Below are 22,602 nucleotides of genomic sequence, written 5' to 3'. Positions count from 1 at the left end.
GAATACACAAATACAAATTAGCCTCCACTCTGAATATGGAGGCTTTTAATTATCTGCATGTTAATCGAACCATTATTTATCTTCTTTTTGATAGTTTAAATAATGCACACAAAGATCGTGAAATGCTTTAGCTTGAGGCGAGATCGTGCGATCGGTTAACGTAAATATACCAATTTGCCTTTCAAGTGGTGGATCGATAAGCGGGATCCAAACCAAGCGTGTTTCATTGGTTGGGAAAGCAAGCTTCGGTAGGGTCGTGACACCAATCCCAAGTTCTAAGACAGAAAACAGCGAAGTAATATTTTCGACCGAATAGAGCGCTTGCTGACTCAGAGCTCTTGCTGGGGTTGGATCGAGAAGTGTACAAGTGCCGTTACGGATAAAGGGTTGTTCCAACAAAGTTTGCCACTCGATTCCTTCTGGATGACTTGCAATAGGGTTGTCCTTTAAACACACCACGCCTATTGGATCGGCTAACAGCGGCGTAAAGTCAATGCCGCCCTCATCGAGGTGAGAGGGGTTACCGAGCGCCAAGTCGACTTCACCGGAGAGTAAGCGAGCCTCGACGCCCGCCGCGTTATCATCGATCAAGCTTACTTCTACATTTGGATACTGCTCGCAAAAGGCACCCAATACGCTAGGGATGAGTTTCGCTGCAACAGAAGGAACGCTCGCAATTCGCACTCTCCCTTGCTGTCCGGCCGCGGCAGCTTTGAGATCGTTGTCCAGCGCACTGTAGATATTGAGAAACTGAACCACTTTGGGCAGACAAATTTCACCAAACGGGGTCAATTTGGTTTTGTTTCCGGGTTCAAACAGCGTTTGCCCTAGAATTTTTTCAAGCTCTTTTATCGATGTTGACAGTGCCGCCTGAGAACGATTTGCACGATGTGAAGCGGCTCGAAAGCCTCCTTCCTCGACTACCATCACAAAATGCATTAATTGTTGAAGCTTAATACTCATCCCTAATGCCTCTTAATCCCTTTATTTACGTTATTTTAAATAGAGTGATAAGTTTAATTTATCAAATGTCAAAAATTTACCGTTAGATTTATCGCCTGTCAATGTGCATCATTTAACCATATTGAAACAAAGCTGTTACAAAGGTTGAAAGGCACGTGAATACTCCTACTAAAAAACACCCAGTTAAAACCAGTCTATTTGCTTCTAAAGCGCCGCTTGAATGGGCGATAGTCAACAACGGAACTCTGTATACGGCTCAAATTCCTATTGATGACACAGGCGCGGTTGTGGAAGGCGGTATCGAAGCACAAACACGTCAAACCTTTAACAATCTCATTCACACCCTGGAGTGTGCCGGGGAGTCTTTGGACTCGGTGTTGCAGGTCCTGATTTATGTGACTGACAGAGAATACTTAAAGACCGTTAACCAAGTGTACGCGGAATATTTTGAAGCGCCGTACCCAAATCGCGCCGCCATGGTGGTTGCAGGGTTAGCACGAGAAGAGATGTTGGTGGAGTTTGTCGTCTACGCGTCGGCAAGCCAACCAGAATAAATCCAATAAGAACAATTAGAGATCAGTGAGTGGGTGGCTTGCCATCACAAATCGGAAGAACAAGGAAAGAACCATGACTTTTATTAACAATGTTCAAGCAGAAAAATCCCTCTATATAGCGGGTGAGTGGCAATCGGGCATGGACACCATCGCCAATATTAACCCTTCTGATATCAGCGAAAACATTGGCGATTTCTCACAAGCGAGTGTGTCGCAAGTAGAGCAAGCGATTCAAGCGGCTAAATCAGCGCAGCCAGAGTGGGAAAAAACACCAATCGAGCGCAAACAAGCAGTGCTGCAAGCGATTGGTGATGAGCTCATTGCACGATGTGACGAATTGGGAACCTTGCTTTCGCGTGAAGAAGGTAAGCCATTTGCTGAAGGTCGAGGTGAGATTTACCGTGCTGGCCAATTCTTCCAATACTTTGCTGCTGAGGTTCTGCGTCAAATTGGCGATAACGCTGCTTCCGTCCGTCCAGGTGTCTCCGTTGAAGTTACTCGTGAAGCCGTCGGCGTTATCGCCATTATCTCTCCTTGGAACTTCCCAACAGCAACAGCGGCTTGGAAAATCGCGCCAGCACTTGCGTTTGGCAACAGCGTCGTCTGGAAGCCTGCCAACCTAACCCCAGCAAGTGCCGTTGCGCTGACAGAGATTATCCATCGCCAAGGTTTACCTGCTGGCACGTTTAACCTCGTTTTGGGTAGCGGTTCGCAAGTAGGTAATACCCTTATTAATTCGAAGGATGTGAACGGCGTGAGCTTCACTGGTTCTGTGGACACAGGCCGTAAAGTTGCAGCGGCAACGGCACCAAATTTTGTGCGTTGTCAGCTAGAGATGGGTAGCAAAAATGCGCTCGTAGTGGCAGATGATGCAGACATTCAGATTGCTGTCGAAGCGACAATCGCAGGCTCATTCTCGGGTGCAGGTCAAAAGTGCACCGCGTCTTCTCGTCTTGTGGTTATGGACGGAATTCACGACGCGTATGTTGAAGCGCTAATCAAACGCATGAGCGAACTTAAAGTGGGTCACGCACTGGAAGAGGGCGTGTTCATGGGCCCTGTGGTTGATGGTAACCAGCTGAATGCGAACTTTGAGTGGATCGAAAACGCACGCCAAGCAGGCGCTGAGTTGGCTTTCGGTGGTGAGCGTCTGAGCCTAGAGCATGACGGTTACTACATGTCACCAACTCTGTTTTTAAATACACAGAATGGCTGGGAAGTGAACCAAGAAGAAGTCTTTGCGCCAATGGCGAGCGTGATTCGCGTTTCTGATCTGGATGAGGCAATTGCAGTCGCGAACGATACGCGCTTTGGCCTGACAGGCGGCATTATCACGCAAAGCTTGCGTAATAGCGCGATCTTCAAACAGCAAGTCCAAACGGGCTGCGTCATGGTTAACTTGCCAACTGCGGGTACAGATTATCACGTTCCATTTGGTGGTCGTAAAGAATCTAGCTTTGGTCCTCGTGAGCAAGGTCAGTACGCCAAAGAGTTCTACACCGTAGTGAAAACCGCTTATCAGCGTCCTTACTAAGATCGGCAGGGTAACTGATGGTGTCAGTTGCCCGCACGAAAAGGCTAAGAAATTGTTTAAGGAGTGGTTATGTACCAACAACGGATTGTGATTGACGGATTGCAGTACTGCAATTGGGATCGAGAGTATTTCCAAACGCTTAAGGCGAGTGGCATTACCGCCGTTCATGCCACCATCGTCTACCACGAAACTGCGCGCGAAACCTTAACGCGTTTTGCTGAATGGAACTTGCGCTTCGAGCAAAATGCGGACCTCATCATGCCTATTTATTCAATGGCAGATGTAGAAAAAGCCAAAGCAGAAGGCAAAGTCGGCATCTTTTTCGGCGCGCAAAATTGCTCACCAATCGATGATGAAATTGGTCTGATTGAAGTGATGCGCCGCCAAGGTCTGCTGATCATGCAACTGACCTACAACAACCAAAGCTTACTGGCGACAGGTTGTTACGAACAAAACGATTCCGGCGTAACTCGCTTTGGTAAGCAAGCGATTGAAGAGATGAACCGAGTCGGGATGATCATTGATATGTCCCACAGCGCGGAGCGTTCGACGTTGGAAGCTATCGAGCTCTCTTCGCGTCCAATTTGTATCAGCCATGCTAACCCGACGTTTGCGCATGACGCACTGCGCAACAAGTCCAACACCGTGATCAAAGCACTGACGGAGCGCGGTGGTTTGATTGGATTCAGTTTATATCCATTCCATTTGCCAAATGGCAGCCAGTGCACGCTGGATGATTTCTGCCAGATGGTTGCGAAAACCGCAGACATGTTTGGCGTTGACCATTTAGGTATCGGTAGCGATTTGTGCCTAAATCAGCCGCAACAAGTGTTGGAGTGGATGCGCAACGGGCGTTGGTCAAAAGCGATGGATTACGGCGAAGGTTCAGCAAGTAACTCAGGATGGCCAGATGCGCTGCCATGGTTCTGCGGCAGCGCAGGGATGGAGAACATCTACAACGGATTAATGGGTCATGGATTCAGTGAATCTGAGGCAGGAAAAATATTGGGTGAAAACTGGTTCAACTTCCTTAAAGAAGGATTAGAGCCTATTTCATAGCATTCCCCAAAGTAGGAACCGCCTGCCCATATAATAACAATACGGCAGGCGTAAAACTCACATTTGTAGTCAGTCTTCGGCTGCTGCAAAGAACCTCTGGAGCCAGAGTATGTCTGATTTAACCAATAGCATGAAAGCTTCCACGATGAGCGTGTCATCGGGCAAGTCAAAAGCAACACACAACACATCAACAACAGAAAACACGACGGACAAATTAGGACTGAATAACCCGGCCTTTTGGTATAGCGGTGGTTTCATCGCGTTGTTCGTTGCTATTGCACTTTATGACGGCGAGCTGTTATCTACGATCGTTAACGCTGGCTTTGGCTGGGCAGTTCAGGTATTTGGTCCATACTGGCAGTTACTGCTGCTTCTCACTTTTCTTATTGGTCTTGGCTTGGCTGCAGGGCGAACAGGCAAGGTGATGTTGGGCGGGATTGCAAAACCAGAAATGGACTCTTTCCGCTGGATGGCGATTATTTTCTGTACCTTATTGGCTGGTGGTGGTGTTTTCTGGGCCGCGGCTGAGCCTATCGCACACTATGTTAGCCCACCCCCTTTGTACGGCGCGCAAGATAACCCGCAGCAAGGTGCGGTGAATGCGTTGTCGCAATCCTTTATGCACTGGGGCTTTCTAGCTTGGGCGATTGTAGGTAGCTTAACTTCCATCGTGGTGATGCACCTACATTACGACAAAGGTTTACCACTAAAACCCCGTATTTTGCTTTACCCAGTCTTGGGCGAACGAGCACTTAAAGGCCAACTCGGTGCATTGATTGACGCATGCTGCATTATCGCGGTAGCCGCGGGCACCATTGGTCCAATTGGGTTTCTGGGCTTGCAGGTTAGCTACGCGTTAAATGCGTTGTTTGATATCCCTGATGGCTTTACCACTCAGCTTATCATCATCTTGTTTGCGATTGCGCTTTACACCTTGTCAGCACTCAGTGGATTAAGCCGAGGCATGCAACTGCTTAGTCGTTACAACGTGATTCTGGCAATGGCATTGATGGTTTACATCCTGTTTTTTGGCCCTACGAATTTTATCTTTAACGGATATATTCAAGGTGTAGGGAGCATGCTGGATAACTTTATCCCAATGGCGACCTACCGTGGTGATGAAGGTTGGCTAAGCTGGTGGACAGTATTTTTCTGGGGCTGGTTCCTTGGTTATGGTCCGATGATGGCAATTTTTATTGCGCGTATTTCCCGCGGTCGAACTATCCGACAAGTCATTTCCACCATCAGTATTGTGGCTCCGTTAACCACCTGTTTTTGGTTCACGATTGTGGGCGGCTCAGGTCTTGCGTTTGAAATTGCTGAACCGGGTAGCGTGAGTGCGGCGTTCGAAGGCTTTAACCTGCCAGGTGCTTTGCTTGCGGTGACTCAGCAACTACCAATGCCAATGCTGATTTCAATTCTATTTCTGATTTTAACCACGATCTTCATCGTCACGACGGGCGACTCAATGACCTACACAATCAGTGTCGTGATCAGTGGTGAAACGGAGCCGAATGCGATCATCCGTACCTTTTGGGGCGTAATGATGGGTGTGACGGCACTAATCCTGATTTCTCTTGGCTCTGGTGGCATCTCTGCACTGCAATCTTTCATTGTGATTACCGCGGTTCCGGTTTCGTTGATTCTGTTACCGTCACTTTGGAATGCGCCGCAAATCGCAATCAAAATGGCGAAAGAGCAAGGGCTATAACAATTATCTAATTCAAACAACGTGGAGCTTGTGCGGGTGTTTTCCTCCTGCATCCGCACAAACCCTAGTATTCTTACAATAACAAATAGGTGGTGAGCAAAATGGATGCACATCGTTCTACTTATACGGAAGCAACTATGCGCGATGCAGCGATTGTCATGGCAGCCGAAAGGCTTGGCGCAATGCACCAAAACCGAATCAGCTTTGTACGCAGTCTGATTCGTAATATGGCAAGCCAAAACTGGCAAGTAACCAAGCATGAGTGGCAGCTTTGTCCTCGTGGTTATGGTCATGTGATTTACAAATTGACCACGCCAGAGCACGTTTATCATTTGGTGGTATTCTGTGATGAAATTGCCGACGACGAGCGTAATGATCGCGTAATTGCTGAAAAGTGGGACGTCACATTTGCACTGGTTCAAGGCGATGTTGATGTTACTTTGTTGGAAAGATTGCGAGAAAATGTACCGCTGCAAGAAGCGGGACGTAATCCAAACAACGTACTTGTTCTTGCTCGCGCAAACAAAAGTGTGCGCGTGTTTGAGCACATTGTTAGCGCGCTTTCTCAAGGCGAGCAGCCTGAGCCGAAAGAGTTAGCTGAAGTGGGTTATATCCTGCGTACCACAGCTGTTTATGGTAACGGAAAGTTTGGTATCGCCGATTTCAAACTGTTAGAGAACAACTCAGATTTCAGCCAGTCTTTTAGTGCGCAAATGTGTGCCGTATATATGTTGCGTGAATTCAGCCTAGATTGGGTGCACTATCTGGCACTTCAACAAGGTGGCGACAACGCGGTGGCTTTGCATCGTGGCTTGCAGCGCTACCTTGGTGTCGGCAATGCGACTGGCTTAGGCATGGCTCCATACTTGATTAATCACCCGTGCATCGTTGACCAATGGATGACCTCTCGCGAACGTGCGGTAGCGCGAGTCTTTGCGATGCCATGTGAAGCTTCATTCCATGCTCCTTTGCAAGGATTACTACAAAAAGCACAGCGTCATTTAGAGCAAGTCATCACCATCAATGAACATCAAGACAGGCTCAATCATCAAGCGATATCAGACATCAAACAACTGCTATCAGAGCTAACAACGTTAATGGCATCACATCCGAATTGGGCGAGTTTGGTCGAGCATAAGAAAACAATGAGTGTTGAAGCCCAAGAAATCCTCACCTCTTGCTTGATCGAACTCTACCCATCTTTAGTGGATGAATTTGCTAGCCAAATGAATACGGATGAAACGTTATCTATTCCGGGCGGGAAAAAGATCCAAGATTTACTGGAAGTGTTGCAAAGCAAGTACCGCTGGGCGATTGATGCGGATTACTCACTAGCCGAGAACAACTACTGGTTCTGGTATCGCTCACAAGATAAAGAAGAGCCAAGGCTTGGTGTTCGCGGGGAAGAGGCTGGAGAAGAAAAAGAATTGCCGCTTGATATCGGCAGACAAGTGAATCGCTTGTACAAGGCCTTGCTTGACTGTGATGTAGAAATGTCCGTAGCAGAGTTTCTATTGCAAAAACCGGCTTATCGTTCGATCGCACGTCGCGTATGGACGCTAGGCAACCGTGCGATGGGGGATATTCAAATGAATGTGCTGCGTAAAGATGCGTTACCAATGCACTTACTGCGCTGTAAATTGGCGATCTTTGGCGCGACTAAGTTTGATCCGCGCTCGGATCGTTGGGTTCGAGTAACTTTCTTCCAAGGTGCGCCGTTGTTAGATGAAATTCACGACCCTAAACTGGCAGACACATGGATTTTCCCTAGCATGCCGCCACGTGACGAAATTGCGCAAAGTGATAATCAAAAAATCAGTGGAGGATTTGCATTATGATCGTCTCTCACAACGAATTGGTGGCCGCGGTTAATAAGGCATTTCTTGGCATGCGCCGTCACTGTGGTGAGGCGGATGTCATTGCGAACATGGTGGCGGACTTGCAAATGGTTGGCTTACATGGAGTTCGTCATTTTAATAACGCCAGTCTGTTTCTTGGGTTAGATTCAGACTGCGCCGTATCGGTGACCAACAGTACGCCGTCAAACATAGAGGTAGAACTGCACAACGGGAGTGTAGCGTGTCATTTACCCGCTGTGTTGGATTTCGCACTTGAGAAAATGATTAACCGTAAGTCGATTACTATCACGTTGACGCAGTGCCATAACCGTTGGCTAGGTTTTAGTGAGTTGTTGAAGCTCTCTGCAAAAGGCATTGCGTGCCGTGCACAATGGGTCAATGGCTCTAGTCCCAAGCGAACGCTTTATGTGTTAAACCGTGGACGAATCGCGCCAGAAGTCTTTTTCTCGGATCAGTTTGATGGGCATGATACGGATTTGCATAGTATGGTTATCGAGCTCTCCGTGAACGATTTCGATATCGAGAAAAGTGCACAAGGGTATACCACCCACATTGAAGGTGATGAGTTAAGCCGCACGCAACAAGCTTCTTGGCAAAATGGTATCTTTGTCGAAGACCAAGAATGGGAAACACTGAAACAAACCGCAACCGCGTTGCTGGTGGAGAACAGTGAGCGTTCTATGCTCGGTGCTGGCGGTGTGGTTTAAGCGATGAAAGGCGATGATTCCGAAGTGATGAAGGCTGCTCTTTAGCGGCCTTTTTTGTGCGCGAAGTTTGGTCACTTCTGAAGTTCAAAGACTATGATTACCGTTATCCGCAAGATGGAGCAACACAGGTAAGAAAAATGGATCTGCAAGAGAATAAAAGAAATGCCATTGCGTTTTACGAAACCGCCTATCGAGGTAATCCAAGAAAAGCGGTTGAAGACTATGTTGGCGATGAGTACATCCAGCACAATCCATTAGTTGGAAATGGCCCCGAGGCTTTTATCGAGTATTTTGAGCGGATGCAAAATGAGTATCCCGATAAAGATATTACGTTTGTGCGAGCCATTGCTGAAGGGAATTTGGTGGCACTACACACTCACCAAACATGGCCTAATGATATTGAATACGTGACGATGGATTTCTTTCGTTTTGATCACAATGGGAAGATCGTTGAACATTGGGACGCTCTGCAAGAGATACCCAAAGAAACATTGAATGGTCACACCATGTATTAACGAGTCGTTGACGAGTCTCCCATGCCGTTTATTCAAACGGCATGGGAGGTTAAATGATTTGTGGCACTTTAAGTATTAATCATCAAAGCGCTTTTTCGATTCTCACCGCGACGTCTTCAGATACCCAGCCTTTCCACAAGTCAGGGTAGGTATTAAAGAAGTAAAACATCGCTTCTTCACCGTCCGCGTAGTTATCTTCCATCCAGGCCAGCATTTCACTCATTTGCTCGTTGGTAAATCCGCGTTTCTGCAAGTACGCGAATGCTTGGGGTTCTTTGCTCGCAAACGCCTCAGTTGTTACTGTGCGAACTGGAGAAGGTGGGTACATTGTTACTTTTGGTGAAGCGCAATCAGGCTGAGTGGTACAGTTGCGATACTCTTCCAAATCTGTTCCGCTACCAAAATCCACTTTGACCATATCATACTTGCCCAATACGGGTGTTGGTGACCAGTAGTAACCAAACCAAGGCATTTTGCGATCATAGGCTTTGGCGATGGTACCAGCTAGTGCAGCGCCAGAGCCTGGGTCAACCATCTCAAAGCCGTGCTCACTTAACCCTAATGCATTAAACAAGTGACCGGAGGTGATTTGGCATGTCCAACCAGCAGGGCAGCTATAGAACGCGAACTTGTCATCATCTTCTGGGTGTTCAAATAGTTTGGCGTGCTTGATGACGCCTTCTATCGTCGCGAGCTCTGGATACTGTTTTACCAGATAGGCGGGAACCCAAAACCCTTCTTCACCGCCATTGACAAGCGATTCACCAGCGATACGCAAGCGTTTATCCGCAATCCCTTTATCAAGTGCTTCTTTAATGCCGTTTGTCCATAACTCTGGCGCAACGTCAGGTTGCCCCTTTTCAATCATAGAGGTGCCTGTAGGAACGCTATCACCAGGGATCAATTCCGCATCACACTGGTAGCCTTCATTTAAGACAAATTGGTCGATGTGCGCCATTAAGCTGGCCGAATTCCAATTCATGTCTGCGATGGTTATTTTTCCGCATTCGTCCGCATTTGCATGAGTAGATAATGCTGATACCAGCAGAACAGAGAGCATTGAAGGTGTCGTCTTCATGTGACTGAATTTCCTTGTCGTTGTCATTTACTTCAGTATATACATCGGTTTATAAAGATTCAGTGAACAAGTTTTTTTCAGTGACGTTAAGCATAAAAACGGCGATTTATGAAGCGTTTAGTCAGAGTGGTTGAAAGGGAGTTAATACAGCAAGAACACCCCTTCGTAGCCGCCGATCTCAATGTGAGAAACATAGTCGCCGATGTTACCGTCTTGATCTACAGGTCGCATAGGTTCTGGAAGTGCGATAGTTATCTTCGGTGAGGAGAAATAATCGATATTCTTGCCAAAGAAATCAGTTCGATACAGAACTCGGCCTTTGGTGAATTCGCGGGCTAACACCATCTCTGTAGGGCCATGCATCACTACCGTATCGTCTGAGTGATACGCAAAGTACGTATGGGTTGGTAACAAATCGATAGCGCCATTAGGCAAGTCAGGATGAGCCACTTTGCTCATAGAAGCATCTCCAATCACCGTGTAATCGGCGGAATAGGGCGTGCTGGTGGACATCATTAGCGGAGTCGCCTGATACCCATCTGGGATTTGATTGGTTGGCATACCTAAATCGATGGCAAGCAAGGCGCTAGGTTGATAAGCAATATTCTTTGGTACGCCTGCCTTCCAGAAGTTGTCACTTGTTGTGTTATTACTTCCATATAAGTAGCCATTGTTCCACTGATTAAAGTAAATGCGCTCAGGGTGATAGTTTAAGTAGAACACCGCTAGTGCAGAGTATTGGTCCTGTTTCCAATTGTTTTCTGTGTTACCAAAGTATTGAACGCGACCATAACGCGTGGTCGCTTGATAAATCACTTTCTGGCCAGCTTTGGCGAGTGCAGAGTTATCCCAAAATTTAGCCAAGCCAGCATAGCCACTAAAGCCGGTAGCAGGGAAAAGGTAGTGCTCGCGCAAGTACAAGTAGCCAGCGTTAACCAAGTGGTTTTGCCCATTACGACCGAATAAGTTTGCCGTACCTATGTTGAGGCCAATTAACGCATCTTCATCCAGCGTTGCCAGTTTATTCAAGAACGCCGTGAATTGCGCTTTGTAAGCATCGTCAGCAGCTTGGCTACCCGCCACCAAACCAAGTTCATCCACTGTGCCTCCGGAATATATGTAGAACTGATTTGCACCGAGTAACTTATTCGTATCGTCGTTGTACGCACCATTTAAACCTTGTTTCGCCCATTCAGCTTGGTAAGAGTGGCGCATTGTATTGGCAAAAAAGGGATTGCCGAGATTGGTCAATGCCCAAGAAGAGGTTTGATTCCACATACGACCAAATGGAATAACGCGTGACTCCCAACGAAATCGTGCGGTTGCATTCTTATTCGAACGGTTTTTGTATTCATGCCAAGAAAGATAATTGTCTTGGTTTCGATCTGCAGATTTGTCGAAGCCACGAATTTTACGCCAGCGTTGAATGGTTTGACCTTCAGGTGTCTCCGTTGGTGCTCCTGAGATATTGACGGCAGGGAAGCTATCTTTGAGTTGAATGTTTTCGAGACGTGGGCGGTTTTCTATGTTGTCGTCATGCCAAGTAATTTTCGCAACGTAAAGGCGGCCGCCGTCGCGTAAAAAGGTGGAGCCAAAGTACTGACCGCCACCATAAGTTTTTCCGCTACCATCATGCGTTGTAGCGCGAACCCAATCCGAAGGGACAGACCAGTTGACCGTTTGGTTTTTAGTCATGTTCTCAGTTTTGTCTTTTTTAATCGTGAAGCGTTTCCATTCAGTTACCTGACCAAACGAGTCGATAGCAGAAGGGTATTCAATCGTGAAGCTGCCGCCTTGAGCAAACTGAGAGAACGTAAAGGCTAAGCGGTCGAACTTCTCTGAGTGATAGACATAGAGGGCTCCACCATTATTCGCCTGACCAAATACATCAGCATCCCATGGCGGTGGTTGATATAGCCAAAAACCGGCGTGGTTAGCGTTGGCGGTATAGCCAACGATCATCGGTTTTCGATTGAGTAGAGTATTCTCACCATGGCTTGAGTCGACTTCAGCTAGGATAGTGTCTTCAGAAAAGTGGAGAAAGAAATCTTCGTAGTCAATTCCATTCAGTTCTGCGTGATTACGTATATCGTTTTCCAGCCAACCTGAGTTAAGTTCCAGCTTTTGGTTGTACATGTAACCAAGTGCTTGTACACGCTCATTATGACTTTTACTTTCGTAAGCGCCGAATACGATATCAGCATAATCCAGTTCCCATTCACGTGTAGCCGCAGCAGAGATAGGCTTATCTTGAAGATCAATACCCTGTTCATGCAATCCAGGTAACACGATTGCTGTTCTACTCCAAACGCTGGGTATGGAAAGTAAGCTCAGAGAAGCAAGTGCCATGAGAGAAAAACAATGCGACTTCAACATGGGGTTATCTCACTCATACTTAGATGACTCGAATTAAGGGCCAGAATACAAAGAGAAATTATAGTCTATTCACAAAGTCCTAATCAGGAACCCGCCGATAGAAGGCTTTACCGGAAATCGAGGGGGGAAGCCCGGCAAAAATGAGAAGGTCTGCGTCGGGTGTAGTACGTTCAAAGACTCAAAATTCCGTCTACACAAGCACAAAAGTAACCAGAATTTTAACCTTGTTTCGATTGCCATCATATTGTTGGATTTTCATCAACAATTTCAGTTAAAACCAACTGATTAAACCAGTCATATTCTCTGTTGTATTGATTGCTTATCATACAAAAATTTAACAAAATTAATTTTTATACATTTTTATTGCATAAAAAATCCTTTTGAGTAATATAAATGCCAAGTGACAATTAATGCGGTATGTCAGCATGACTATTCAGGTAAGCGGAATCAATAAATCCTACGGTGAGACACAAGTGCTTCACGATGTCAGCTTTAAGTGTGAAAGCGGCGAAACACTGGTGTTACTCGGTCCGAGTGGTGCAGGGAAGAGCTCTCTACTGCGTGTTCTTAACCTTCTTGAAGGGGCGGATAACGGCCAGTTAAACATCGCTAATGACGCATTCGACTTTTCAACTGAAATCAAAGAGAAGCAAGGTTTAGCGCTTCGTCGTAAAGTGGGCATGGTGTTCCAACAGTACAACCTATGGCCACACATGACAGTGATGGAGAACCTGATTGAGGCTCCGGTAAAAGTCGCTGGCATGGATAAAGAAGAAGCGAAGAAGCAGGCAATGCAAATTCTTGCGACGCTGCATTTGGCAGACAAAGCGGATGCATGGCCGATGCAACTTTCTGGTGGTCAGCAACAACGTGTGGCGATTGCTCGTGCATTGATGATGAAACCGGAAGTCTTGCTTTTTGATGAACCGACCGCTGCGCTTGATCCGGAAATTACTAACCAAGTCGTTAAGATTATTAAAAATTTAAGCGAAACCGGAATTACACAAGTAGTTGTGACGCACGAAGTGGATTTCGCCAAGAAAATCGCTAGTCACGTACTGTATTTAGAAAAAGGACACATCGTTGAGCACGGCACAAATGATTCGTTTTCTAACCCGCAAACCGCCCAGTTTGCTGACTACTTAAATCACTAAATCACTAAATTACGTTTTTAAAGTTCAGTCTATTTAACAGATAAGCTCGGCTGTCATTGCGAGTGTCAGCCCACTAAGTACACACGGAGTATTGCAATGAAAAAGATTCTACTAGCTTCACTAATCGGACTTGTCTCAGCGAACGCAGCAGCACAAGAAGAGATCAAATTCGCGATGGAAGCGACGTACGCCCCATTCGAATACATGGATGAAAACAACCAAATCCAAGGTTTTGATGTGGATCTGGCGAACGCACTATGTAAAGAAATGGAAGCAAAATGCACCTTCCACAACCAATCTTTTGACAGCCTGATCCCTGCATTAAAATTCAAGCGCTACGATGCGGCAATCTCTGCAATGGACATTACTGAGGCGCGTTTGGAGCAAGTGAATTTCACGAATGCATACTATGACAACTCAGCAGCGTTTGTTTCTATCAAAGAAAAAGTGGCTGATCAAAAAGCACTAGAAGGTAAGCGTGTTGGTGTTCAAAACGGTTCAACACACCAAAGCTACCTGATTGAGCAAATGCCGGGCGTAACCGCGGTTCCTTACTCAAGCTACCAAGACGCGCTCATCGATATGAAAAATGGCCGTATTGATTCTGTATTCGGTGACACAGCAGTCGTAGCAGAATGGTTCAAGAAAGAAGACAACCTAGCTTACGTGGGTGAGCACGTCACTAACCCTAAATACTTCGGTAACGGTTTCGGTATCGCAGTAAATAAAGGTAACGACGAGCTAGTGAACAAGCTGAACACAGCACTGAAAACAGTGAAAGCAAACGGCGAATACGACGTAATCTACAACAAATACTTCGGTAAGTAATATGGCACTAACGGGTTACTCTTTATCGCTTGTTCAAGCTAGTTGGATGACTGTCCAGCTAGCCTTCACAAGCCTCTTAGTCGGTTTGATTCTGGCAGTGGTATTCGCCAGTGGTGAAATGTCTCGCCGCGTTTTCGTTAAATGGCCAATGACGGCGTTTGTGACGATTGTACGTGGCTTGCCAGAAATCCTTGTCGTGTTGTTCATCTATTTTGGTTCGACGCAGGTTCTGTTTTTAATCACCGGCGACTTTATTGAAGTTAGCCCGTTCTTGTCTGGCGTGGTGGCGTTGTCATTGATCTTCGCTTCCTACGCTTCTCAAACTCTACGTGGCGCATTAAAAGCCGTTGGAAGAGGGCAGAGAGAAGCAGCAAGTGCACTCGGCATCAGTCAAGCACACGCTTTCGTTCGCATTGTTTTACCACAAGCAGTAAGACACGCACTACCAGGTTTAACTAACCAATGGTTGGTTCTGCTGAAAGACACCGCGCTTGTATCACTGATTGGCGTAACGGATTTGTTGAAACAAGCGCAGCTAACATCTGCAGCGACGCATGAAGCGTTTACATGGTACGCAACCGCTGCGGCGATTTACTTAGGCATTACTTTGATTACGCAACGTGCCGTAAAACTGATTGATAAGAAATTCTCAATTCAAGGTATGAGCATGGGACAGGAGGCGACCGCATGAACGAACAACACGTTTGGCAAATGCTGGATGGCTTAGGCACTAGCCTCCAATTGACCGCCGCTTCCTTGGTTGTGGGCTGTCTCTTAGCTCTGATGATGACGCTGACTCTGATCCTGCGTACTCCGGGTTTGCATTGGGTAAGCCGTGGCATCATTACCTTGTTCACTGGTACGCCTTTGTTGGTACAGATCTTTTTGGTGTACTATGGTCCGGGTCAGTTTGACGCAGTAAGAGAAAGTGTATTCTGGACATGGTTAAGCCAACCTTGGTTCTGTGCGATGTTGGCGCTAGCGTTGAATACCGCTGCATACAGCACTCAGTTGTTCAAAGGAGCGTTTAACGCGATTCCTTCCGGTCAATGGCAAGCGTGTCGTGCATTAGGCATGAACAAAACCGCAACACTGAAAGTGCTTCTGCCATACGCTATTCGCCGTGCTGTTCCGGCTTACTCGAACGAAGTGATTTTGGTCTTCAAAGGCACGTCACTAGCAAGCACGATTACGATCATGGATCTGATGGGTTATGCGCAGCGCATTAACGCACAAACCTACGATACGTTGACGGTATTTGGTATTGCAGGCGCATTTTATTTAACGGTAAATGGTGTGCTAACTCTCATTTTCCGTCAGGTAGAGAAGAAAGCATTGGCGTTCGAAGCCGCATAAACCTTCAATCAACACTCATCATTTAGTTCCACAGTGCCTCTGCGAATGGCTCTCTTGCAGGGGCATTTTTTATATTCGTCATGGCAAATTCCTCAAGTTCCCCCAAACTTAATTCAACGCAATTGTATTGGTGGCACCATGGAAAGAAGACACTTTTTAGCGCTGTGGACATTGTTGTTCGCACCCTCTTTAAAAGCGACGACACCAATGCGGCCGACGCCAGCACAAGCAGAAGGGCCATTTTATCCAGTAGTGGATATTCCTCTTCGTCAAAACTTGATTCTGCAATCAGAGGGCTTGGTCGGTGAAGCTATCGTGTTGCAAGGTAAAGTCGTAGATACATCGGGAAACCCAGTTTCAGGCATCAAAGTAGAAATCTGGCAATGCGATGGGCAGGGGATTTACGATCACCCTAAGCAGCCAAATAATGATAAGTTTGATACTCACTTTGCAGGTTTTGGCGCGGTAGAAACTCAATCGGATGGTCGCTACTTATTCCAGACTTTGTACCCCGTGCCTTATGCCTCTCGTCCACCGCACATTCACGTTAAGTTGTGGCGGGATAACCAAGAGCTTCTGACCACTCAGTTGTACTTAAAAGGCAATACTGGTGATGAATGGTGGGGTGGCAAAGCCCGTGATTATCTACAGTTTGAAACCATACGAACCGACGGGCGATTAACTGGCCAATTTAACTTTGTGATTGGATAGCTAATCCGGTTAAGCCATTAACTCAACCAATTGCGCCAAGCATTCTTTATCCAGTGTCGGATGAGGCTCGACGCCCGTGACCAAAACGATATCCACGGAAGGTAGCGATGGCATATCGTCTAAGATCTTAAGATCCTCGCTAACGCTAATACTGCCCATCGCACCGATAGCCATGCCTGAACGTACAATTGCTCGTTGTGCAGAAGCCGTATTGCAACATGCCAGTAGTTGATAAGGAGTGCCACGTTTGGTTAATCCGTCTACTGCTGCCGCATGGTATTTACAGTCGGTTTGGAATAGGGCGAGAGGGAGAGGTTGGGCGTTCTCAATGTCAAAATCAGGGTGAGCAATCCACACGCCTTTGTCGCTTGCTAGCCAGTAACCTTCCTCACTGTCCGGTGCTCTTGTCACAATAGCGGCGTCTAGCTTTCCTTCATCAAGTTTTTCTCTCAAGGTGATGCTTGGCTCACTGAAGACTTGAATTGAACATGTGGGCTCAGATTGCTGTAATACGCGGATGACTTTAGGCAGGATATTGTCGTTGTAATCCTCGGGGCAACCTAAGCGAAGAGGGCGCTTGTTTTCATAGCGCTTCACTTGTTTCAGTGCTTGATTGTGCAAGTTAACCAATAGTTCGGCGTGAGAGCGCAGTGCCAGTCCCGCTTCACTCAATACTAGGTTGCGACCTTCTTTTTCAAACAAACTGACGCTGAGTTCGTCTTCTAGCTTACGCATTTGAGCACTGAACGCGGATTGGGTGCGATTGATCTGCTTGGCTGCACGAGTGAAACTGCCCGTTTCGACAAAAGCAAGAAAGCTGCGCAACGCATCGATATCCATATCTAAAACTCATCCATCGTTTTTGTTGAAGTGTTCCATCAAAACTATCCGTTAGTCCCCTTAAATACAATCAGATATTATGGATGGGTACTCAAAACACGAACCGCATGGAGGCGTCATGAAACTGTTTATTGCTAATCAAAACTACTCAAGCTGGTCACTTCGCGCATGGCTGATCTTTTCTCAATTCAAACTGGATGTGAAAGTCACCAAGCTCAATTTATTCACAGAAGATTTTTATAAGACCTTGGAAGATATTACACCAACCGCGAAAGTCCCTACCTTAGTGGATGGTGACGCAACCGTGTGGGATTCATTAGCGATTTTGGAATACGTTAACGAGCAATACTTACAAGACAAAGCATGGCCAAGTAAGTCTGCAGAACGGGCTAAAGCACGCGCCATCGCATCAGAAATGCATTCGGGTTTCTTTAACTTAAGAAGCGAACTCCCAATGAACATCCGCGCACGCAGAAAAGTCGATCTAACGGATGGTGCGCGTAAGGATATTGCGCGTATTGATGCCATTTGGGCTGAGCAAGCCAAACTGTATCCCAACGGTTGGCTATTTGGAGAATGGTCGATAGCTGATGCTATGTATGCACCTGTGGCATTGCGTTTCCAAACTTACGGTATCGAGTTATCCGAAGGTGCCAAAGCTTACCAACAGAAGGTGCTAGCAAGTGAATCTTTACAGCAATGGTTGGAAGAGGCGAGCCAAGAAACGGATATCGTAGAAGAGGACGAGGCAGGGGAAGAAGTATAAGCGCATCTTGCGATCGCCTGTAGCAAGGGAAAGCATGACAAAGCACGCTTTCCTCTTCTAGGATGGTTGTAGTTTCCGGCGCGTTTAAGCTAGGTGTTCAACAATCGCTCTGCCTACGCCGTGTGCGCTCGTTGGGTTTTGACCTGTGATGACACGATCATCCACAATTACAAACTCTTGCCAAGGTTGCACTTTAGAGTAGCGCGCTGCGCTGCGTGCAAGAGATTCTTCCAATAGGAATGGGATATCGTTGATGGTGCCGAAGTCGATCTCTTCTTCGCGAGTGAAACCTGTCACTGATTTAGACGCAAGTAGCTTCTCGCCATTGCTAAGCGTGATAGGAAGAAGAGCGCCCGGACCATGACAAACTGCTGCCACAATACCGCCTTCTTCATAGTGTTTTGCGGAAATCTTGGCAAAATCTTCGTTGCTCGCTAGGTCTGAAAGAAGACCAAAACCACCCGGATAGAAGATCGCATCGTAGTTGTCACCGTTGATTTGTGACACTGGAATCGTGTTGTTGATGCGGTTCTGGAAATCATCATCCGCCAAAATTTTCTCGTTCACTGCGTCGCCTTCGATGTCGGTTCCGTACAGTGGTGCTTGCCCGCCTTTGATAGAGGCAATGTCGTAATCGAAGCCTGCACCCAGCAGTTCGCTAAGGGCATGAGTGAGCTCTGGCGCGTAAGTTCCGTTTGCTTGGTCAGTTTCACCTAGGGTCGCATGGTTCGTCACAATGATGAGTACTTTCTTCATGATGGTTTCCTTTTTGGCTTACGTGTATTTGTTGAACACCTTCATACTAATTGCTAAACAAATAAGTGATAATACAATTAATTGGCAAAACATTATTGCTATATAGCAAAGGTAAGTATGGACAGTTTTGAAGGTATCAATGAGTTTGTTACGGTTGCTGAGAGCTTAGGTTTTTCTGCAGCGGCAAAACAGTTAGGTTGCAGTACCAGTCATGTCAGTCGTCAAGTCACAAGGTTAGAAGAGCGATTAGGTGTCGCCTTGTTAGCCCGTTCGACAAGAATGGTGAGTCTAACGGAAGCAGGGCAAGCGTATTATCAGCAGTGTAAAGAGTTGGTGATTGGGCTTCAGCAAGCGAATGAACAGCTCACCACGCAGCAAACTCAACTGAGTGGTACGTTACGCGTGAGCGCCGCTGGTGCGTTTTCTGAGAACCATGTAGCGCCTGCCTTGATGGCGTTTGCCAAGCAACATCCTAATCTCACGGTAGAAATCAACTTCAACACCAGCATGGTCAACTTTATTGAAGATGGCTTCGATTTCGCTATTCGTTACGGAAGGTTGAGTGATTCAGGCTTGGTTGCGAGAAAGCTGGTGGATCGTCCCATGGCAGCGGCAGCCAGTCAGCGTTATCTCGATGAACATGGTTTGCCAACGCACCCCGAGCAACTCAAGCGTCATAGCTGCATTATTGCCAACAAAGACGTTTGGTTGTTTGAAAAAGACGGCAAGCCTTTAGATGGCGTAAAAGTGCAGGGCAGATGGAAGAGCAATAACGCACACACGGTCTTGCAAGCCTGTGCAGAAGGATTAGGTGTGGCGTACTTACCGAAGAGCAGTTTCAACGATGCTATTTCGTCTGGTCGTTTGGTGCCAATCCTAGAGCCCTATTGGGGAAGTGGCAACAGCAGCTGGATTGTTTATCAGAATCGTCACTTTCTGCCACTACGAGCGCGATTGGCTATCGACTTCTTGCTTGATCATTTTGCCGATTGGCAGGAGTAATGAGGCTCTGCCAATCGGTTTGTTTATCCATTTGTTAGATCGTCAACATACTAACGTATCTACATGTTTTGATAGCTCGGTCCACCGCCGCCTTCTGGTGCTTTCCATGTGATGTTTTGTGAAGGATCTTTGATGTCACAGGTTTTGCAATGCACACAGTTGGCGGCATTTATCTGAAACTTCAACTTATTGTTCACTTCCACCACTTCATAAACCCCAGCGGGGCAATAGCGCTGACTTGGTTCGTCATACATACCTAAATTCACATCAATTGGAATGTGAGGGTAAGTCAGAACAAGGTGACAAGGTTGATTCTCTTCGTGCTGTGTTCCCGACAAAAATACCGACGAAGGCTTATCAAAACTGATTTCACCATCTGGTTTTGGGTATGCAATTGGGTGGCACTCTTGTTTAGGTTTTAACTGCTCATGATCGTGCGAATAGTCCTTGATAGACCAAGGTAACGGCTTCTTAACCAGTGGTTGCCACAGGTTGTGTTCAAAAGTCGAAAGAGCACCACCAAGTATGCTGCCAAACTTATGAATGTTCGCGCCAAAGTTACGCGTTTCGGCGAGTTCGTCATACAACCATGATGATTCAAACAACGACTGGTAGTCTGGCTCAGAAGCTCCAGTTTGTCGGGCCGTATGTACCGCTTCTGCTGCAATGATTCCGGACTTCATTGCTGTGTGGCTGCCTTTAATTTTTGCGACGTTCAAAGTCCCCGCATCACAACCAATCAATAAACCGCCAGGGAATTGCTGTCTCGGCAGAGAGGAAAGCCCACCTTTCGCAATGGCTCTTGCGCCGTAAGCGATGCGCTGAGCACCTTTCAAATGTGGTTCAATAGCAGGATGGTGCTTAAAGCGTTGAAATTCGTCAAACGGACTCAAGTAAGGATTGCTGTAATTCAAGTCGACAATAAGCCCGACGGCGATTTGGTTGTTCTCCATGTGATAGAGAAAACCGCCGCCTGTAGTATTTGTTTCACTCAAGGGCCAGCCAGCGGAGTGGATAACACTGCCAGATACATCCTTACTGTCAGTGGGTAACTCCCATATCTCTTTTAGGCCAAGCGCGTAGTGCTGTGGTTGCTTTCCTGCGTCTAGGTCGAACCTTTGAATAAGTTCTTTACCCAGATGTCCGCGACAACCTTCAGCAAAAAGGGTGTATTTTGCCCTTAGCTCGATACCTGGTTCAAAGTTAGGTTTGGCCTGGCCGTTCTTATCTAGTCCCATATCGCTCGTGTTAATGCCTGTCACGGCGCCAGTCTGATCATAATTGATGCTTGCAGCGGCAAAGCCCGGAAAAACTTCCACCCCAAGATTTTCTGCTTGGTTAGCGAGCCAACGGCAAAGGTTGGCAAGGCTAATTACGTAATTATTCTCGCCATTTATCATTGGACGCGGTGTAAGGAAGTGGGGAACGCGAATATGGTTTTGTTCAGTAGTAAGATAAAGGAAATTATCTCGTTGAACCGAGGCTGCTAGCGGGGCCTCCATTTCTTTCCAATTGGGGAAAAGCTCATCTAAGGCACTAGTTTCAAAAACAGCGCCAGATAAAATATGTGCGCCCACTTCTGAGCCTTTTTCTACAACGCAAATTGAAAGTGCGTCACCTTCACTGTCTTGGCTGAGTTGAGCTAGCCGACAAGCGGCGCTTAAGCCTGCAGGTCCGGCCCCCACGATCACGACATCAAACTCCATGCATTCTCGTTCCATCTCTATGCTTCCTTTCTATTATCGTCATCTGCGTGACAGGTTTTTGGTTTCTATACAGAAAACTATAGCTCAGTTGACGTTAACGTGAAGTGGACTAAGCTCAAGTAATGGATCTGACGTGTTATATGAGGCATGACCATGGAAGACCGACCATTAGCAACACTTGTGCTCGCAGAGCATGACAACCAATCGTTGGCTGTAGGGACGCTGTGTGCAATTAAAGCGGCATTTGAGATTAAGGATGATGATAAATCGCTTCCTGTTTCTGTGTTGCTTATTGGTTATCAGTGCCAATCAGTTTTGGATGAGTTGAATTGTGTTCAAGGTGTTGCAGAAATTATCTGGGTTGATGCGAAGGGATATGAACATGGATTAGCGGAAAATATCGCACCTTTGATCTCACAAGTAGCCAAAAACTACTCACACATTCTTTCTCCTGCCAGTACATTTGGTAAGAATGTGATGCCTCGTGTGGCGGCGTTGCTTAATGTTGGTCAACTTTCTGACGTGATAACAGTCGAGTCTATCGATACGGTGATTCGTCCAATTTATGCTGGAAATGCATTGGCGAGAGTCACGTCGAATGACCCCTATAAAGTGATGACCATAAGAAGTACGGCTTTTGATGCCGCAGAGATATCTGACACGCCAGTTGTCCCTAAGCTTACTCAAGTCGACACGGTGATTATCAATAAACTTAGTGAGTTTGTTTCGCAACAAACGCCAGAAAGTGAGCGACCAGAATTGCCAGCGGCTAGAGTAGTGGTGTCGGGTGGTCGTGCATTCGGGAGTAAAGAGAAGTTTGTTTTAGTAGAACAATTGGCTGACAAGCTAGGTGGAGCGGTAGGGGCGTCACGAGCGGCGGTCGATGCGGGCTATGTGTCTAATGACCATCAAGTCGGGCAAACCGGCAAAATTGTTGCACCGGAGTTATACATTGCCGTCGGAATTTCTGGCGCGATCCAGCATTTGGCGGGAATGAAAGATTCCAAGGTGATTGTTGCAATTAATAGCGACCCTGATGCGCCTATTTTTGACATTGCAGATTATGGATTGGTCGACGATTTGTTTGTGGTAATGCCTGAGCTGTTAGAGAAGCTGTAGATATAGTC

General features: G+C 46.7%; 21 protein-coding genes. 15 read left to right on the top strand and 6 right to left on the bottom strand.

What is annotated here, in order from left to right; translation table 11 throughout:
* Positions 1 to 72: 72 nt before the first annotated feature.
* Positions 73 to 963, bottom strand: a complete 891-nt coding sequence (locus R7F64_RS16520; protein ID WP_005375788.1) for a LysR family transcriptional regulator — start codon at positions 961 to 963, stop codon at positions 73 to 75.
* Between the two features lie 155 nt (positions 964 to 1,118).
* Between R7F64_RS16520 and R7F64_RS16515 the strand changes: the two genes are divergently transcribed.
* The 7 genes from R7F64_RS16515 (at position 1,119) to R7F64_RS16485 (ending at position 8,902) form a co-directional block, all read left to right on the top strand.
* Positions 1,119 to 1,517: a RidA family protein gene (locus R7F64_RS16515; protein WP_005375789.1), complete on the top strand. Its 399-nt coding sequence runs from the start codon at positions 1,119 to 1,121 to the stop codon at positions 1,515 to 1,517.
* A gap of 73 nt (positions 1,518 to 1,590) precedes the next feature.
* Positions 1,591 to 3,051 carry an aldehyde dehydrogenase family protein gene (locus R7F64_RS16510; RefSeq protein ID WP_170897000.1) on the top strand — a complete coding sequence of 487 codons (1,461 nt, stop codon included), beginning with the start codon at positions 1,591 to 1,593 and terminating at the stop codon, positions 3,049 to 3,051.
* Positions 3,052 to 3,120: 69 nt separating this feature from the next.
* Positions 3,121 to 4,110 (top strand): membrane dipeptidase, encoded by a 990-nt coding sequence (locus R7F64_RS16505; RefSeq protein WP_053303711.1) that lies wholly within the window; start codon positions 3,121 to 3,123, stop codon positions 4,108 to 4,110.
* Positions 4,111 to 4,219: 109 nt separating this feature from the next.
* Positions 4,220 to 5,821 (top strand): BCCT family transporter, encoded by a 1,602-nt coding sequence (locus tag R7F64_RS16500; protein ID WP_318071908.1) that lies wholly within the window; start codon positions 4,220 to 4,222, stop codon positions 5,819 to 5,821.
* Positions 5,822 to 5,922: 101 nt separating this feature from the next.
* The gene (locus R7F64_RS16495) at positions 5,923 to 7,659 is read left to right on the top strand and encodes a hypothetical protein (protein ID WP_238975474.1); all 1,737 of its coding nucleotides are present in this window, start codon (positions 5,923 to 5,925) and stop codon (positions 7,657 to 7,659) included.
* Positions 7,656 to 8,387, top strand: coding sequence for a DUF3726 domain-containing protein (locus tag R7F64_RS16490; RefSeq protein ID WP_053307776.1), 732 nt, complete (start codon positions 7,656 to 7,658; stop codon positions 8,385 to 8,387). The genes R7F64_RS16495 and R7F64_RS16490 overlap by 4 nt, the downstream gene beginning before the upstream one ends.
* Positions 8,388 to 8,524: 137 nt before the next feature.
* Positions 8,525 to 8,902: a nuclear transport factor 2 family protein gene (locus R7F64_RS16485; protein WP_031777276.1), complete on the top strand. Its 378-nt coding sequence runs from the start codon at positions 8,525 to 8,527 to the stop codon at positions 8,900 to 8,902.
* Positions 8,903 to 8,984: 82 nt separating this feature from the next.
* On the opposite strand, the gene R7F64_RS16480 is transcribed toward R7F64_RS16485, so the two are convergent.
* Both R7F64_RS16480 and R7F64_RS16475 read right to left on the bottom strand, forming a co-directional pair.
* Positions 8,985 to 9,980, bottom strand: coding sequence for an ABC transporter substrate-binding protein (locus R7F64_RS16480; RefSeq protein WP_161441453.1), 996 nt, complete (start codon positions 9,978 to 9,980; stop codon positions 8,985 to 8,987).
* 141 nt (positions 9,981 to 10,121) lie between these two features.
* On the bottom strand, positions 10,122 to 12,356 hold the full coding sequence (locus R7F64_RS16475) for a hypothetical protein (RefSeq protein ID WP_318071907.1): 2,235 nt from the start codon (positions 12,354 to 12,356) through the stop codon (positions 10,122 to 10,124).
* A 425-nt stretch (positions 12,357 to 12,781) separates the two neighbouring features.
* Here R7F64_RS16475 and artP point away from each other — a divergent pair, with 425 nt between their 5' ends.
* The 5 genes from artP (at position 12,782) to R7F64_RS16450 (ending at position 16,405) form a co-directional block, all read left to right on the top strand.
* Complete coding sequence (gene artP, locus R7F64_RS16470; RefSeq protein ID WP_114139536.1) at positions 12,782 to 13,510, top strand: arginine ABC transporter ATP-binding protein ArtP; 729 nt, start codon at positions 12,782 to 12,784, stop codon at positions 13,508 to 13,510.
* Positions 13,511 to 13,606: 96 nt separating this feature from the next.
* Positions 13,607 to 14,338, top strand: a complete 732-nt coding sequence (locus R7F64_RS16465) for an arginine ABC transporter substrate-binding protein (protein ID WP_318071906.1) — start codon at positions 13,607 to 13,609, stop codon at positions 14,336 to 14,338.
* 1 nt (position 14,339) lies between these two features.
* Complete coding sequence (artQ, locus tag R7F64_RS16460) at positions 14,340 to 15,029, top strand: arginine ABC transporter permease ArtQ (RefSeq protein WP_005388570.1); 690 nt, start codon at positions 14,340 to 14,342, stop codon at positions 15,027 to 15,029.
* Entirely contained in the window at positions 15,026 to 15,694 is a 669-nt protein-coding gene (artM, locus tag R7F64_RS16455) for an arginine ABC transporter permease ArtM (RefSeq protein ID WP_005388569.1), read from the top strand. Before artQ ends, artM begins: the two co-directional genes overlap by 4 nt.
* A 138-nt stretch (positions 15,695 to 15,832) precedes the next feature.
* Positions 15,833 to 16,405 (top strand): protocatechuate 3,4-dioxygenase, encoded by a 573-nt coding sequence (locus R7F64_RS16450; RefSeq protein WP_161440825.1) that lies wholly within the window; start codon positions 15,833 to 15,835, stop codon positions 16,403 to 16,405.
* Between the two features lie 9 nt (positions 16,406 to 16,414).
* Here R7F64_RS16450 and R7F64_RS16445 read toward each other — a convergent pair whose 3' ends face one another.
* Positions 16,415 to 17,245, bottom strand: coding sequence for a LysR family transcriptional regulator (locus R7F64_RS16445; RefSeq protein ID WP_054578998.1), 831 nt, complete (start codon positions 17,243 to 17,245; stop codon positions 16,415 to 16,417).
* A 118-nt stretch (positions 17,246 to 17,363) separates the two neighbouring features.
* On the opposite strand from R7F64_RS16445, the gene R7F64_RS16440 reads away from it, so the two are divergent.
* Positions 17,364 to 18,011, top strand: a complete 648-nt coding sequence (locus tag R7F64_RS16440) for a glutathione S-transferase family protein (protein ID WP_054578997.1) — start codon at positions 17,364 to 17,366, stop codon at positions 18,009 to 18,011.
* A gap of 84 nt (positions 18,012 to 18,095) precedes the next feature.
* Here the strand turns inward: R7F64_RS16440 and R7F64_RS16435 are convergent, their stop codons facing one another.
* The gene (locus R7F64_RS16435) at positions 18,096 to 18,767 is read right to left on the bottom strand and encodes a type 1 glutamine amidotransferase domain-containing protein (protein WP_054578996.1); all 672 of its coding nucleotides are present in this window, start codon (positions 18,765 to 18,767) and stop codon (positions 18,096 to 18,098) included.
* A gap of 117 nt (positions 18,768 to 18,884) precedes the next feature.
* On the opposite strand from R7F64_RS16435, the gene R7F64_RS16430 reads away from it, so the two are divergent.
* A complete protein-coding gene (locus R7F64_RS16430) occupies positions 18,885 to 19,769 on the top strand; it encodes a LysR family transcriptional regulator (protein ID WP_005388553.1) in 885 nt (294 codons plus the stop codon).
* Positions 19,770 to 19,828: 59 nt separating this feature from the next.
* Here the strand turns inward: R7F64_RS16430 and R7F64_RS16425 are convergent, their stop codons facing one another.
* Entirely contained in the window at positions 19,829 to 21,490 is a 1,662-nt protein-coding gene (locus R7F64_RS16425) for an electron transfer flavoprotein-ubiquinone oxidoreductase (protein ID WP_017821213.1), read from the bottom strand.
* Between the two features lie 138 nt (positions 21,491 to 21,628).
* Here R7F64_RS16425 and R7F64_RS16420 point away from each other — a divergent pair, with 138 nt between their 5' ends.
* Positions 21,629 to 22,594: an electron transfer flavoprotein subunit alpha/FixB family protein gene (locus tag R7F64_RS16420; protein ID WP_318071905.1), complete on the top strand. Its 966-nt coding sequence runs from the start codon at positions 21,629 to 21,631 to the stop codon at positions 22,592 to 22,594.
* The last annotated feature ends 8 nt before the right edge of the window (positions 22,595 to 22,602 follow it).

This window comes from Vibrio sp. Vb1980, from assembly GCF_033338615.1.
In the GTDB taxonomy this organism is placed as follows: domain Bacteria; phylum Pseudomonadota; class Gammaproteobacteria; order Enterobacterales; family Vibrionaceae; genus Vibrio; species Vibrio alginolyticus.
This window is presented reverse-complemented; position numbering and strand designations above follow the sequence as displayed.